Here is a 13261-nt window from a genome sequence, read left to right as displayed (position 1 = left end):
ACAGGAATAAAATTTTGTCTTATTTGAATAAGTAACCTTTTTGAGTTTCACGTGGGGATTTTGCAGCAGAGCTTTTTCTGCAAACAATCTAATAAGGTTATATTATACATACATTCAACTAACTGAAAAATATGTTGTCAATCCAACAAGCTTATAGCGGAATTCTTGAACCGTCATTAATCGCGGAGATAGCGAAAAATGCGAAGATAAAAACATTTAATGAGGGGGATCTCATTATCGATACCAATCAATATATCAAGTCCATGCCCCTGCTCTTAGATGGAGCAATAAAAATTGTTCGCGAAGACGAAGATCAGGGAGAATTGCTGCTTTATTATCTGGAGCGAGGTCAAACCTGTACGATGTCAATTGCCTGCTGTCTAGGAAATAAAAAGAGTGAAATCCGTGCACGTGCTGAGAAAAAAACTACGGTGGCCATGATTCCCAACGAACTTGTCAATCTTTGGATGGGAAAATATCCTTCTTGGCGAAATTTCATAATCTCAAGCTATTCAAGCCGCATGGAGGAAATGTTGCAAGCCATTGATAGCTTAGCCTTCTCTAATATGGAAGAACGAATTATCAACTATCTCCAGGCGAAGGTAAAACTGAATGACGACCGAATACTCACCCTCACCCATCAAGATATTGCTTCCGACCTCAACACATCCCGTGTGGTTGTCTCCCGAATTTTAAAAAAGCTGGAACAGGAGGATAAAATTGTATTGCTTCGGAACGAAATCAGGGTATTAGTGGATTGAGCAAAACATTCGTATCTTTAGCTATAAGTAAATTTCGAAAGGTATTCATATCATTTTTATTTTAGATGAAGATAGAAAAATTAGGATTTATAGGACTAGGAAATATGGGTTATCCCATGGCTAAAAATCTAGAAAAAGCTGGATTTCCGCTTTCTGTTTATAACAGAAACAGCAGTAAGACACTGGGTTTTGAAGAGCATTTGATCAGAAAAGATATCGCCGAACTCGTCGATCAAAGTGATATCATATTTTCCATGCTCACGAATGATGATGCCGTCGACGATGTATATGAAAAAATCCTTCACTGCAATGTCAAGGGTAAACTATTTGTCGATATGAGTACAATCTCGCGCGAAGGCTCTATTTCTACTGCATCGAAATTAAAAGAAAAAGGCGGGGCTTTTATTGATGCACCTGTAGCCGGCAGTACTAAACCAGCGGCTGAAGGTTCCCTTATTATTATGGTCGGTGGCGAATCAGAACATGTTCATCGCGCTACACCTTACCTTGAGAAAATGGGCAAATCGATCAAACATCTTGGGGAAAATGGCCAGGGGATCTCGGCTAAACTTGCCATAAACTATTTTCTTTCCACCATTTATCAAGGGCTTGCGGAGACGATCCTGTTTTCAGACAAATTGGACATTAATCGGGGGCAAATGCTCGAAATTATCAACGATAGTGCCAGTGGCAGTGGTGCGACAAAAGTGAAAACACCTTTGCTTGTGGAAGAAAATTATGCTCCAGCGTTTGCACTGGATCTTATGCTAAAAGATATCCGGCTGGCCCAACAGGCTGGCGCCGATTATCCGCTTTTAAAAGCACTGCTTGAGACGTACGGAAAAGCGCATGAAAACGGTTTTGGACAACTCGACGTTATCGGCATTATTGAATCTATAAAGTCTTGATTCACGTTGCAAAGAGCAAAAGGTAACCCAATCAAAAAGGATAAATATAATAGCCTAACGACGATTGCAAATACATAGACAGAAAAATTATTTACATATGAAAAAAGTAATGACTCTATTGCTGCTTACCATGGTTACCATGACTTCACAAGCGCAAGAACTAAAACAAATTTCGTATCAAGATGGTGAGCAAAAACTCAAAGGATTGATTACCGCCAATACGGCAAAAAAAGGAGCAGCTGTCCTCATTCTCCCGGCATGGAAGGGAATTGACAACGAAGCGAAACAAGCCGCATTACAACTGGAAAAAGAAGGCTACATTGCTTTCATTGCTGACATTTACGGTGAAGGGAACATTCCCTCAGACAACACGGCAGCATCGAAAATAGCTGGACATTACAAAACCGACTATAAGGCTTATCAGCATCGCATCACGCTAGCATTAGAACAACTAAAAAAAGAAGGAGCGGATCCCAACAAGATTGCTATCATTGGCTACTGTTTTGGAGGTACCGGCGCGCTCGAAGCCGCAAGAGCGCATTTACCCGTCAATGCAGTGGTCAGTATTCATGGCGGCCTATCCAAATCTGCAGACAGACCCAATGGTGCTATCAAAACAAAAGTGCTTGTTGAGCATCCTGCAGACGATAAAAGTGTATCCAAAGAAGATTACGATGGGTTGGTCAAGGAATTAAACCAAGGGAAAGCAGATTGGCAAATAATCACCTATGCAAATTCTGGACATACCTTTACCAATCCAGAGTCGCCAGAGTATAATCCAGTGATGGCGGAACGCGCCTGGGCGCATACGTTATTATTTTTGAAAGAAGTGTTAAACTAGCTAGCAACACGAACAACAGCAATATCTCTCCACATGAATTATAATTCGAAGCTGAAAATCTATCCGACTATTGTTCATTTCTTGATATTGCTGTTGTAAAGCATCATCGCAATCCCCCATCCTTTAAAATCACTAAAGATAGCAAGCCCTCAAAACCAGGGGACAAATCGTGTCGCAAATCGTGTGACAAATCGCGGGACAAACTTTTAAAAAAGGAGAAAAAAAGTGTGAACACATACATTTCTTGATTAATTTTGAAAGCAAAATAAGGTCGAATTGAGAAAAAGAATACTAATAAGTCAACGTCATCCAATACTATATTTTCTTGCGGTATGGGCACGAAGAATGCACCGAAAAGCCGTTTGGCTGTTGGATGATAAAAAATACGCTGCTGTTAAATCAGCTGATAAACTTCCCTTCCGCGTTAAAAAACACCAGTCTGTATTGTTAAAGAAACTGGGCGAAAACAACATGCAATTGCAGATCAATAAAGTTACCAATCTGAAAATTGCAGCATCACAGATCACGAGCATTCTGATCAGGCCACAAGAAACTTTTTCATTTTGTAAATTGGTAGGACTACCTACCGCAAAAAAAGGGTATCTGTCGGGAATGGAACTTTCTTTCGGCGAAGCGCGAGCGGGCATTGGTGGTGGAATCTGTCAAATATCAAATCTCATCCATTGGCTTGTCATTCACAGCCCGCTTACGGTCACTGAACGCTACCACCACTCTTTTGATCCTTTTCCCGACGATGGCCGTGTACTACCTTTCGGTAGTGGCGCTACCGTATTCTATAATTATCGGGACTATCAGTTCACTAACAATACCCCTTACACCTTTCAAATAAATCTGTGGTTTACCGACAAATGTTTAGAAGGTGAATTGAGAATCGATCAAGAGCTGGATTTTGCGTACCATGTATTTGAAAAAGAGCACCAATTTCTTAAAATAGACAATCAGTTCTTTCGGAAGAACGAGATCTGGCGCGAGAAGTTTTTAAAATTTCAAGGTGGAAAGATTTTAGAAACAGAACTTTTAACCAAAAATTTTGCGCGGGTTACTTATACCCCGGATGAATATACTGAAATTAGTTCCGACCGAAAGGCGTAATTCATTTTCATGATGATGATGATGCACGCTCTTTTAATATGAAAAGTCCACTTTTTTGTTTAAATTTGGGATGGCTTTGGGGGTATTCTGTATAGAATTGAGATAGTCCCTTTGAACCTGATTCGGTTTATACCGGCGTAGGGAAAAGCAACAATCCACTGTACAGCATACCTTTATACTGCACAGCCCATCGCTCTTCCTTCCCTCAAAGCCACACGAATATAGCTTAACATGCAAAAAGAATGGAAGATTCTATTATCAATTTATTGGAGCAGGTGAGGTTTGAAAAACCGCTCGTGCATAACATCACAAACCTCGTTGTGATGAACACTACGGCCAACGCACTTTTGGCCTTAGGAGCATCCCCTGTAATGGTACACAGCCCATTGGAAGTACGCGAAGTTGTGGACATTGCACAAGCGCTCGTCATTAATATCGGTACTTTAAGTGAACATACAGCCGAAGCGATGCTGGTCGCTACGGAACACGCCAATACCATCGGACGACCGTGGGTATTGGACCCTGTTGGTGCCGGGATATCAGCATTTCGCAATGACTTACTTTCCAACCTATTAGCGCTAAAACCAACAGTAATCCGTGGCAATGCATCGGAAATCATAACGCTGTACAATTCCAACCAACCGAATACAAAGGGAGTTGACAGCACCGCGGATAGTAAAGATGCGCTCAGGTTTGGAAAGCTATTGCAACAACATACTGGCTCCATCATCTGTATTTCTGGAAATATAGACTATATTCTTTCGGAAAAACACACGGTTGAAGTGTATAACGGCCACCCCTTAATGACGCAAGTGACAGGACTTGGCTGTAGTGCTACTGCACTCATTGGTGCATTCCTGGCTGTTACGGATGGCCACTTTGAAGCTGCTGTCGCAGGGGTCTCCCTCTTAAGCCTGGCCGGAGAGCTCGCAGCCAAATCGGCCAGCGGCCCGGGCACACTGCAATTGAATCTTTATGATGAACTCTATCGGCTTAATGCAGAACGTCTGCAATCAAGTCTCAAGATCAAACACTATGCACATTAATCCGCTTTTCCCATATCCTTTATATTTAGTCATCTCCGAGCGGGATTGTTATCCCAAAAATTGGCTTCAGGTCGCCGAAGAGGCTATTATTGGTGGTGTTGATCTGATTCAATTGCGAGAGAAAACGGATAATCCCGCTACCTTTTTAGCAAAGGCCATGCGCTTGAAAAAGATTACCGATCACTATGGTATTCCTTTGGTAATTAATGATGCCGCAGCAATTGCCCACCAAATCGGGGCCTGGGGAGTGCATGTGGGTCAAAACGATCTCAAACCAGTCGCCATTCGAGAAAAATATGGAGACAGATTAACTATTGGATGGTCCATAGAAGCTGTGCAACAGCTGGAGAGCCAACAGATGCTAGTCGTCGACCATCTTGGTGTAAGTCCCATCTTTTCAACACCTACCAAAAGAGATACTGTTACCGAATGGGGAATTACGGGTTTAAAGCACCTTCGGAATAGGACCGAAAAGCCATTAATTGCGATCGGAAGCATGAATTTCCACACCGCACAACAAGCTTGGAAAGCGGGCGCAGATTCCATCGCAGTTGTTTCGGCCATCTGTCAAAGTGCCGATCCCAGACAAGCCAGTGCACAATTAAAAGCCTTACTAAAATGACAAAAAACAAAAAATATAGGGTTCCTACTGTACTTAGCATTGCAGGATTCGACGGAAGCGGCGGAGCCGGCATACAGGCAGATACCAAAACGATATCGGCACTGGGCTGCTATGCGATGAATGTTTTAACCGCCCTCCCCGTTCAGAATACGCAAGGTGTGAGACGTATTTATGAGATACCTACCTCGGCTGTACAAGATCAGCTGGATGCAATCTTTGAGGATATTTATCCAGATGCAATCAAAATAGGCATGGTGCACAATATTGAGCTTGTAGAGCTCATCAGTAACTATTTGACAAGGTATAAGGGACCAATCGTATTTGATCCGGTCATGGTATCGACGAGTGGGCACAAACTTATTCATGACGACACCATCCAGGCCTGCGTAACACGTCTTTTTCCCTTAGCAACACTGATTACACCAAATTTAGATGAGACGAGTGTCTTAGTGGATGAACCTATTCATACTGTCCAAAAGATGGAAAAAGCTGGAAATAGTTTACTGGCTGCGGGTTGTCAATCTGTTCTGATTAAAGGTGGACATCTACAGAGTGAAGAGTTAACATCCCTCTTATTTCAACAGCAAAAGCCTCCAATTGAATTCAAGTCACAAAAAATTAACAGCAAAAATACACACGGTTCCGGCTGCTCGCTCTCTTCAGCAATTGCGAGCCAATTGGCACAAGGCGTTGCTCTCGATCGCGCAGTAGACATCGCATTATCCTATATACACGCGGCGATTTTGGGAAGTAAAAATCTTCGCATTGGCAAAGGAAATGGGCCATTAAATCACTTCCATAACCCCCTTAAACTTATGCAATATGAACTGGACTGATCATGCCTGGGATGCTATAACACCAATTTATTCGGATATACTTGCTATGCCATTTATCGTTGAGCTTAGTGATGGAAGTCTTCCCTTGGATAAATTTCAATTTTACATGCGGCAAGATGCATTCTATTTGGAAGAATTTGGTCGTGTCCTTGCTTTTATAGGTGCAAAGAGCGCTGACAACCAACAAGCATTGGACTATTTCGAGTTTGGGCGCAATGCACTTCTTGTTGAAAGAGCACTGCATGAAAATTACTTTCGAGAATTTGGTTTAACATCTGGAGACAACAGTAGCAAAATTGAGCCAACCTGCCATCATTATATCCATTTTCTCAAAAGCGTAGCTGCATTCGAAAGTATTGAAGTCGCCATGGCTGCAACACTCCCATGTTTCTGGATCTATAAAGCAGTAGGTGATCACATTGTGTCGACCGCAAATACGCTTGATAACCCTTACTCCAAATGGATTGAAACCTATAGCGGTGACGATTTTGCACAGGGAGTTATCAAGGCCAAAAATTATGTTGATAAAATTGCTGCAGAAACTACTGCAACAAAACGGGAGAAGATGCGACAAGTATTTATAACAGCTTCCCAATTAGAGTATCAATTCTGGTTAGCTGCGTACATAGGGCGCATATGGTAAAACAAATAGACTGTCCGATACCGAACAGTCTATGTTCAAAAATGAGCACTAAGGAAATCCGAAACACATAAAAAGACAACTATGAATCAACACCTTAGATATATCAATAATTTTGGCACTACTATTATACTATATGTTCAACAAAACAATCAGGTGCATGTTTATGTAAATTGGAAATGATAAATGGGAAAATAAAATAAAGCTTTTTATCTACAATAATTTTAAACTAATAACAAAAAGATAATGAAAAGAATCTTAACCATTGCCTTTATTTCATTTTTATATGTAGCGCAGGCACAAGAACGGGAAACACGTAAGATCGCTGCTCCAGATGGCATTTCATCGGCAACCTCGCTTCGTGTGGATTACATCCATTCTAATCGCAATGAGGTTGTTGTTGAAGCGGATAACCCCGAGCATTTATCCCTTATCGAAACGACTGTAAAAAATGGTACCCTCTATGTACAGTATAAAAGAAACAGTTCAATCAGAAATGCAAGAAACAATCGTGTAATTGTTTATTCGAGCAAGATACCGTCACGTTTCTCGGCATCTTCAAGCAGCTCGATTTATACCGATGAGATCATTAAGAGCAACAAAATTACTGTAGACGTGTCGTCTTCAGCCAGCGTATCCCTGAAGAAAATAGTAGCGGATGACATTAGTCTTGCAACAAGTTCTTCGAGTAAATTAACAACCGAAGTAAGCAGTAAAAATTTGCAGGTTTCGGCAAGTAGTTCGTCCAGGCAGAATATTTCAGGGAATGCTTCAAATTTAAATTTGAACACCAACTCATCCGCATCGGTTGATATGAGTCGTTTTACAACGACAAATGCTCAAATACAAGCAAATTCATCTGCAAATGTAACGCTAAGTGTGAAAGAAAACTTACTAGGAAAAGTTTCCACATCTGCAAAAATTGTATTAAAAAATCAACCAAAAAATGTGCAGGTTGACAAATCGACCAGCGGCAGAGTAGTCATGTAATTTTTAGTGTGGTCTTGAAAAAGACTGTTTATTTATGTTTAATGTTTAGTTAGCAAAAAAGGTGGTACTTCCCCAGTATCACCTTTGCTTTACCTGCCCTTAGACTGCTTATTCTTACTCCTTCTTCAATGCCTTGTCAATAATAGCGTTAACATGCACATCCGTGAAATTAACTGATCAATAACCACTAATCTCGCGTTACACAACTTAAGTTGGGATTAGTTTCACGACATTTTTGTATATTGATACCATAAGTTGACGATTTAATAGGGCTATGAATAATTTTTTAGGGACTTGTATAAAACAATTTCAATATTATAAATCATTGGGTGATAAAACATTTGAACAGTTGAGCACGGAACAATTATTTTGGCATCCAAACGATTCGAGCAACAGCATTGCATTAATTGTAAAACATTTAGGCGGCAATATGCTTTCCCGTTGGACTGATTTTCTAACCACCGACGGAGAAAAAGATGATAGAAACCGGGACCGAGAATTTGAAAACACCTGGACAGACCGTGATGAACTGATATCGTATTGGAATGCTGGGTGGAAAATTTCTAACGAATGATCAGGAGAATACGCCTGAACATTAAAATACAATCAGGGCTGGCACTACAAATGTACCAGCCCTGATTGTAAACTAACCCTAATCTTAAAATACGATGATCGAATTAATTGTCCAGTCGTATTAGCGATGTAAATCAAAACGATCTAACTCCATCACTTTAGTCCAAGCCTTCACGAAATCTTGTACGAATTTATCTTTCGCATCGTCACTTCCATATATTTCGGAAACTGCTCTCAACTCCGCATTCGATCCAAAAACAAGATCTGCCCGTCCCGCTTCCCATTTTTTAGCACCGGATTTGCGATCTGATCCTTCAAAAACTTCCCGATCCTGCGAGATTGCTTTCCAAGCTGTCCCCATATCCAATAGATTAACAAAAAAGTCGTTGGTCAATTGGCCCGGACGATCTGTCATTACTCCCAGTTGAGAACCGTCAAAGTTCGCTTGAAGAACACGCATTCCGCCAATAAGCACAGTTAATTCCGGTACAGAGAGTGTGAGCGATTGTGCTTTGTCAATCAAAAGGGACTCGGTAGATACGGTATAAGCGCCTTTACGGTAGTTTCTGAATCCATCTGCAATTGGCTCGAGATATCCCACAGATTCAACATCAGTTTGTTCCTGAGATGCATCCATACGTCCAGGACGGAATGGGACTTCGATGTCATGTCCTGCCGAGCGAGCTGCCTGTTCTATCGCTGCCACCCCACCCAGGACAATTAAATCGGCCAAAGAGATTTTCTTTCCAGCTTGTTGTTTTCCATTAAAATCCTGTTGAATTTGCTCGAGAGCGGTAAGCACTTTTTGTAATCGTGCTGGATTATTAACTTGCCAATAACGCTGTGGAGCCAGACGTATCCTAGCGCCATTTGCCCCGCCTCTCTTATCTGATCCTCGGAAGGTAGATGCCGAAGCCCAAGCTGTTGTAACAAGCTCGGAGATACTGAGCCCAGTATTCAATATGGTCGTTTTCAACGCACGAATATCATCCGAATCAACAAGAGCATGATCAACAGCCGGAATGGGATCTTGCCACAATAATTCCTCAGCAGGAACCTCGGCACCGAGATAACGTTCGCGCGGTCCCAAATCACGGTGTGTTAATTTAAACCATGCCCGGGCAAATGCATCTGCAAATGCTTCTTGATCTTCATAAAATTTACGCGAGATCTTTTCGTAAACTGGATCAAAACGTAAAGACAAATCGGTGGTCAGCATCGTTGGCCGGCGCTTTTTACTTGGATCGAAAGGATCGGGAATAGTTGAATCGGCACCTTTAGCTACCCATTGGTGTGCTCCCGCAGGACTTTTTGTTAATTCCCATTCATTCTCAAACAGATTTTTAAAGAAAAGATTCGTCCATTCTGTTGGTTTTTGTGTCCAAATGACCTCCAGTCCACTGGTAATGGCATCAGCTCCCACTCCACTGCCGTAAGTGCTTTTCCAACCGAGGCCTTGTTGTTCTATACCAGCGGCTTCTGGTTCTTTTCCGACATTGTCTGCAGGTCCTGCACCGTGAGTTTTCCCAAAAGTATGTCCTCCTGCAATCAAAGCAACGGTTTCCTCATCATTCATAGCCATCCGACCAAAAGTGTCCCGTATATCTTTTGCTGCAGCAATCGGATCAGGATTTCCATCCGGTCCTTCTGGGTTCACATAAATTAATCCCATCTGTACCGCAGCCAATGGTTTTTCAAGATTGCGCGTGTGCAGCTTACCATCTGCATCATCATCGGCAGATAAGACTCCGTGCGGTTCGGCCACTCCTTCCGAGCCGTGCGCATAACGCACATCGCCACCCAACCAGGTGGTTTCAGACCCCCAATATACATCCAATTCTGGTTCAAAAGCATCAACACGTCCACCTGAATAACCGAAAGTTTTGAAGCCCATAGACTCAAGGGCAACATTACCCGTTAATATCATTAAATCTGCCCAAGAAATATTCTTACCATATTTTTGTTTGATAGGCCACAACAGGCGGCGCGCTTTATCCAAACTAACATTATCTGGCCAGCTATTTAGAGGAGCAAAGCGCTGTTGACCAGATCCTGCGCCACCCCGACCATCACTTACACGGTATGTTCCTGCACTATGCCACGCCATCCGGATGAATAATGGGCCGTAATGTCCAAAATCTGCTGGCCACCAATCCTGAGAATCAGTCATCAATGCATGCAAATCTTTTTTTACGGCTTCTAAGTCCAATTGGTTGAATGCCGCTGCGTAGTCAAAGCCTTCATCCATTGGATTTGACTTGCTCGCATGCTGTCTCAACAGGTCTACACGTAGTCTATTTGGCCACCAATCTTGATTCTGAGTTCCACCTCCTGCGACGGAGTTGCGCATCGTACCATTGTGAAAGGGGCATTTGCTAATGTCTTTTTCGTTGTTGTCCATATTAAAAGAAAGTTTTTTTATATAATACCTTAATTGATCAAATTGTTTGATTTCAACTTTCATAAAAGTACATAAATACAGTCGATCCGCTCCATCGAATGATTTGATAAACTATAGACAAAACTTATATCATAATAAATACACTATCTAAATGAATGATAATACCTTTTCGACATTTTAAGCGTCGTATAATGGAAAGTGGTATGATAGACATACGTGGAAATAAAAAAGGACAGCTAATTTCTGTATGCTGCCCTTTTTCAAAATCAGCTCAAATACTGATTTACGTTTACTATTTGTTGCTAATCAATAACAACCTCTTGTGGCCTCGCTACCTTTTCGAGATCTTTTGGGAGAATGACCGTCAACACCCCATCCTCAAAACTGGCATGTACATTATCGGTAAGCACGTGTTCATTTAATTGGAATTCACGCTCAAATGCTAATCCATCGTCCTCTTTATAAATATAATCTATGGCATTGTCTTGTCTGTTTGCAGTACATGAAATTTTAAGTATCCCTTCTTGGATGCTGACTTGGAACTGTTCTTTCTTGCGGCCAGCAGCAAAAAGCTGTACTTCAAAGAATTCTTGATTCTCGACAATATTTACAGGAAAAAATTGCTGTCTCCTTCCGCTTTGCATGGGTTCGCCTTCAAAAAAATGCTGCTGAAATTTTTCAAAACGGTCCTTGAAATGCTTTCCGCAAAATTTATTATGATTTGAATATCCGCTGTTGTAATTATCTCTTTTAAACATGACTTTAATTTTTAATGTTGAATACTAAGTGTAAATTGATGATCGCAGGATTGTTTCCACAATCGGGATTTTCTAACTATTAATAAACGGGAACTATTGTTGCCCTCTTCGAACGGCTTTGTGCATTTAACGGCACGATCGCTACGACTGTATCATAGTGACGCTGAACATTCGGGTGTACTGGGGCCGTGTCCATTTGGAAAGCCCGCCGATCTCTTCTGCGCATTCTTGCTGCGGCAAAGCTTCCTATACCAAACAGCACTGTTCCAAACAACAAGAGTTTAAAGATCGTCCCAATAATTAGCGTTGCTAATCCTGCTATTGCCGTAAGCACGATCAGGAGCGGCAATATAAATCGAAGTTTATTTTTCATTTGAATACATCTTTTTTAAGGTTTCCGTCAGCACATACCTTCATCTGTCTGAAATTGTACTTCTTCTTGACCTTCATATTTGTAATTAATTTAGTGTCGCCAACATCCATTCTGACAGATCATCGCGTTCTGTCATTTCTTTCGGTATATCGACATAAAAAAGGCGCCTTTATAAAAGAAGACGCCCAACAACAGTTTTTACTTTAAAATTTTTATTGTTTTTTCAGAATCCGCATCGTCCGCTGAAACGACGCTTCCATTCCTCACGCAAACGCTCCCTCTCCTCTTCGGAAAGATCCTCTCCGTTTTCCATTTGAGTTGGAAAACCTTTTCGAAATCTCCCGCCCCCCGGTTTACCAAATCCCCTGCCGAACAGGATTCTTGACAAAACAAAGAGTCCTAGTGCCTGCCAATAGGTAATTGCTTTTAAATGGAAAATATCCACCATTAACGTATTCCATAAATATTGTAACAACGCCACCAATAAAAAAACACCAACAATAATAGCGACAAACATAAAAGCGAATTTACCCTTCCGCTGTCTTTTCATTCTTCCATTCATAGCTTAATCCTTAAAATTTTAATTCTTCATATAAACTCCGCAATCGTACTCTTAGATGCTTCACTGCATACCCTTTGCGACTGATGATTGTCTTTAAATGCCCATTTTCCATCACAGCAATTTCTTGAAGTGTTTTGTCTTCCAGTTCATTCAACATAAAAACCCGGCGTTGCTTTTCAGGCAATTCGTCCAATGCTTTCATCAATTCGTCCCAAAAAATATCCTTAAATAATTTTAGCTCGGGATTGTTGGAGTCGTCAGCCAAAAGAAACTGACGGATGGGAAATGAACTTTCACTATCATCGTCGCCTGCGATCAGATCATCAAGTGATTCACTTTTCTTTTTTCGATAGCTATCTGTAATTTTATTGCGTGTGACGGCATAAAGCCAGGCTCCAGCATTCTCCAGTTCATCCATATTCGTTAAACGGCTGAATTGATACCAAACTTCCTGTAAGATATCCTCTGCATCCTCAGTTTTCTTTACTTTCCCCTTAACAAAACGCAGCAGCTGACTCCCATAAGTCTTAACGGTATCCGTAAATGATCTGGAATTTTTCTCTGCCATATGATTTTGGTATGCAATGTCCATAGCAGCCTAGACGAACCAGCAAAACTTTTACTTTAAATTATTTACAGCAATCTCTTCTCGCTCACTCCGCATCATGAACAACATGTCAGGTTTCTTTTCTTCTTGTTTCGTGTACGCTTTGTACATTCTAAATTAAGTAAAATCTAAAAAATATGCTCAAACAACAAAATTAATAGTGCTTTTTTTTGTCCCTATTTTAGGCAATAACAGTAATGTTCTTGAAAGCTACAACGATTACTGACCTT

At 41.2% G+C, this 13261-nt stretch carries 15 protein-coding genes and 1 riboswitch; of the genes, 10 read left to right on the top strand and 5 right to left on the bottom strand.

Annotated elements, in window-relative coordinates; translation table 11 throughout:
- Nucleotides 1-131: 131 nt before the first annotated feature.
- From B3E00_RS07280 to B3E00_RS07235, 10 genes are all read left to right on the top strand, one after another.
- Nucleotides 132-761 carry a Crp/Fnr family transcriptional regulator gene (locus tag B3E00_RS07280; RefSeq protein WP_293937907.1) on the top strand — a complete coding sequence of 210 codons (630 nt, stop codon included), beginning with the start codon at nucleotides 132-134 and terminating at the stop codon, nucleotides 759-761.
- Nucleotides 762-826: 65 nt separating this feature from the next.
- On the top strand, nucleotides 827-1669 hold the full coding sequence (locus B3E00_RS07275) for an NAD(P)-dependent oxidoreductase (RefSeq protein ID WP_293937905.1): 843 nt from the start codon (nucleotides 827-829) through the stop codon (nucleotides 1667-1669).
- A 97-nt stretch (nucleotides 1670-1766) separates the two neighbouring features.
- Nucleotides 1767-2510 carry a dienelactone hydrolase family protein gene (locus B3E00_RS07270; RefSeq protein WP_293937903.1) on the top strand — a complete coding sequence of 248 codons (744 nt, stop codon included), beginning with the start codon at nucleotides 1767-1769 and terminating at the stop codon, nucleotides 2508-2510.
- Between the two features lie 276 nt (nucleotides 2511-2786).
- On the top strand, nucleotides 2787-3623 hold the full coding sequence (locus B3E00_RS07265; RefSeq protein ID WP_293885043.1) for a VanW family protein: 837 nt from the start codon (nucleotides 2787-2789) through the stop codon (nucleotides 3621-3623).
- A 68-nt stretch (nucleotides 3624-3691) separates the two neighbouring features.
- A riboswitch (TPP riboswitch) is annotated at nucleotides 3692-3784 on the top strand.
- Nucleotides 3785-3865: 81 nt separating this feature from the next.
- On the top strand, nucleotides 3866-4669 hold the full coding sequence (gene thiM / locus B3E00_RS07260) for a hydroxyethylthiazole kinase (protein ID WP_293937901.1): 804 nt from the start codon (nucleotides 3866-3868) through the stop codon (nucleotides 4667-4669).
- A complete protein-coding gene (gene thiE, locus B3E00_RS07255) occupies nucleotides 4659-5291 on the top strand; it encodes a thiamine phosphate synthase (RefSeq protein ID WP_293937899.1) in 633 nt (210 codons plus the stop codon). The genes thiM and thiE overlap by 11 nt, the downstream gene beginning before the upstream one ends.
- Nucleotides 5288-6127 carry a bifunctional hydroxymethylpyrimidine kinase/phosphomethylpyrimidine kinase gene (gene thiD / locus B3E00_RS07250; protein ID WP_293937897.1) on the top strand — a complete coding sequence of 280 codons (840 nt, stop codon included), beginning with the start codon at nucleotides 5288-5290 and terminating at the stop codon, nucleotides 6125-6127. The genes thiE and thiD overlap by 4 nt, the downstream gene beginning before the upstream one ends.
- Nucleotides 6114-6770: a thiaminase II gene (gene tenA / locus B3E00_RS07245; protein WP_209574816.1), complete on the top strand. Its 657-nt coding sequence runs from the start codon at nucleotides 6114-6116 to the stop codon at nucleotides 6768-6770. Before thiD ends, tenA begins: the two co-directional genes overlap by 14 nt.
- A 243-nt stretch (nucleotides 6771-7013) precedes the next feature.
- Entirely contained in the window at nucleotides 7014-7757 is a 744-nt protein-coding gene (locus B3E00_RS07240; RefSeq protein ID WP_293886210.1) for a GIN domain-containing protein, read from the top strand.
- Nucleotides 7758-8031: 274 nt separating this feature from the next.
- Nucleotides 8032-8331, top strand: a complete 300-nt coding sequence (locus B3E00_RS07235; protein ID WP_293937895.1) for a DUF1572 family protein — start codon at nucleotides 8032-8034, stop codon at nucleotides 8329-8331.
- A gap of 120 nt (nucleotides 8332-8451) precedes the next feature.
- On the opposite strand, the gene katG is transcribed toward B3E00_RS07235, so the two are convergent.
- The 5 genes from katG to B3E00_RS07210 form a co-directional block, all read right to left on the bottom strand.
- On the bottom strand, nucleotides 8452-10731 hold the full coding sequence (gene katG / locus B3E00_RS07230; protein WP_293937893.1) for a catalase/peroxidase HPI: 2280 nt from the start codon (nucleotides 10729-10731) through the stop codon (nucleotides 8452-8454).
- A gap of 302 nt (nucleotides 10732-11033) precedes the next feature.
- Complete coding sequence (locus B3E00_RS07225; RefSeq protein WP_293886213.1) at nucleotides 11034-11489, bottom strand: Hsp20/alpha crystallin family protein; 456 nt, start codon at nucleotides 11487-11489, stop codon at nucleotides 11034-11036.
- Nucleotides 11490-11568: 79 nt separating this feature from the next.
- Nucleotides 11569-11862, bottom strand: a complete 294-nt coding sequence (locus tag B3E00_RS07220; RefSeq protein ID WP_293937891.1) for a hypothetical protein — start codon at nucleotides 11860-11862, stop codon at nucleotides 11569-11571.
- A gap of 223 nt (nucleotides 11863-12085) precedes the next feature.
- Nucleotides 12086-12424, bottom strand: a complete 339-nt coding sequence (locus tag B3E00_RS07215; protein WP_293885039.1) for a hypothetical protein — start codon at nucleotides 12422-12424, stop codon at nucleotides 12086-12088.
- 10 nt (nucleotides 12425-12434) lie between these two features.
- On the bottom strand, nucleotides 12435-12992 hold the full coding sequence (locus B3E00_RS07210; RefSeq protein ID WP_293937889.1) for an RNA polymerase sigma factor: 558 nt from the start codon (nucleotides 12990-12992) through the stop codon (nucleotides 12435-12437).
- Nucleotides 12993-13261: the final 269 nt, after the last annotated feature.

This window comes from Sphingobacterium sp. UBA5996, assembly GCF_002429765.1.
Classification (GTDB): domain Bacteria; phylum Bacteroidota; class Bacteroidia; order Sphingobacteriales; family Sphingobacteriaceae; genus Sphingobacterium.
This window is presented reverse-complemented; position numbering and strand designations above follow the sequence as displayed.

Excerpts from the sequence above, each read along its gene's own strand:
- B3E00_RS07240 (WP_293886210.1), top strand. The coding sequence starts at position 7,014 with ATGAAAAGAATCTTAACCATTGCCTTTATTTCATTTTTATATGTAGCG.
- thiM (WP_293937901.1), top strand. The coding sequence starts at position 3,866 with ATGGAAGATTCTATTATCAATTTATTGGAGCAGGTGAGGTTTGAAAAA.
- B3E00_RS07215 (WP_293885039.1), bottom strand. The coding sequence starts at position 12,424 with ATGAATGGAAGAATGAAAAGACAGCGGAAGGGTAAATTCGCTTTTATG.
- thiD (WP_293937897.1), top strand. The coding sequence starts at position 5,288 with ATGACAAAAAACAAAAAATATAGGGTTCCTACTGTACTTAGCATTGCA.
- B3E00_RS07280 (WP_293937907.1), top strand. The coding sequence starts at position 132 with ATGTTGTCAATCCAACAAGCTTATAGCGGAATTCTTGAACCGTCATTA.
- katG (WP_293937893.1), bottom strand. The coding sequence starts at position 10,731 with ATGGACAACAACGAAAAAGACATTAGCAAATGCCCCTTTCACAATGGT.
- B3E00_RS07225 (WP_293886213.1), bottom strand. The coding sequence starts at position 11,489 with ATGTTTAAAAGAGATAATTACAACAGCGGATATTCAAATCATAATAAA.
- B3E00_RS07210 (WP_293937889.1), bottom strand. The coding sequence starts at position 12,992 with ATGGCAGAGAAAAATTCCAGATCATTTACGGATACCGTTAAGACTTAT.
- tenA (WP_209574816.1), top strand. The coding sequence starts at position 6,114 with ATGAACTGGACTGATCATGCCTGGGATGCTATAACACCAATTTATTCG.
- B3E00_RS07270 (WP_293937903.1), top strand. The coding sequence starts at position 1,767 with ATGAAAAAAGTAATGACTCTATTGCTGCTTACCATGGTTACCATGACT.
- thiE (WP_293937899.1), top strand. The coding sequence starts at position 4,659 with ATGCACATTAATCCGCTTTTCCCATATCCTTTATATTTAGTCATCTCC.
- B3E00_RS07275 (WP_293937905.1), top strand. The coding sequence starts at position 827 with ATGAAGATAGAAAAATTAGGATTTATAGGACTAGGAAATATGGGTTAT.
- B3E00_RS07220 (WP_293937891.1), bottom strand. The coding sequence starts at position 11,862 with ATGAAAAATAAACTTCGATTTATATTGCCGCTCCTGATCGTGCTTACG.
- B3E00_RS07235 (WP_293937895.1), top strand. The coding sequence starts at position 8,032 with ATGAATAATTTTTTAGGGACTTGTATAAAACAATTTCAATATTATAAA.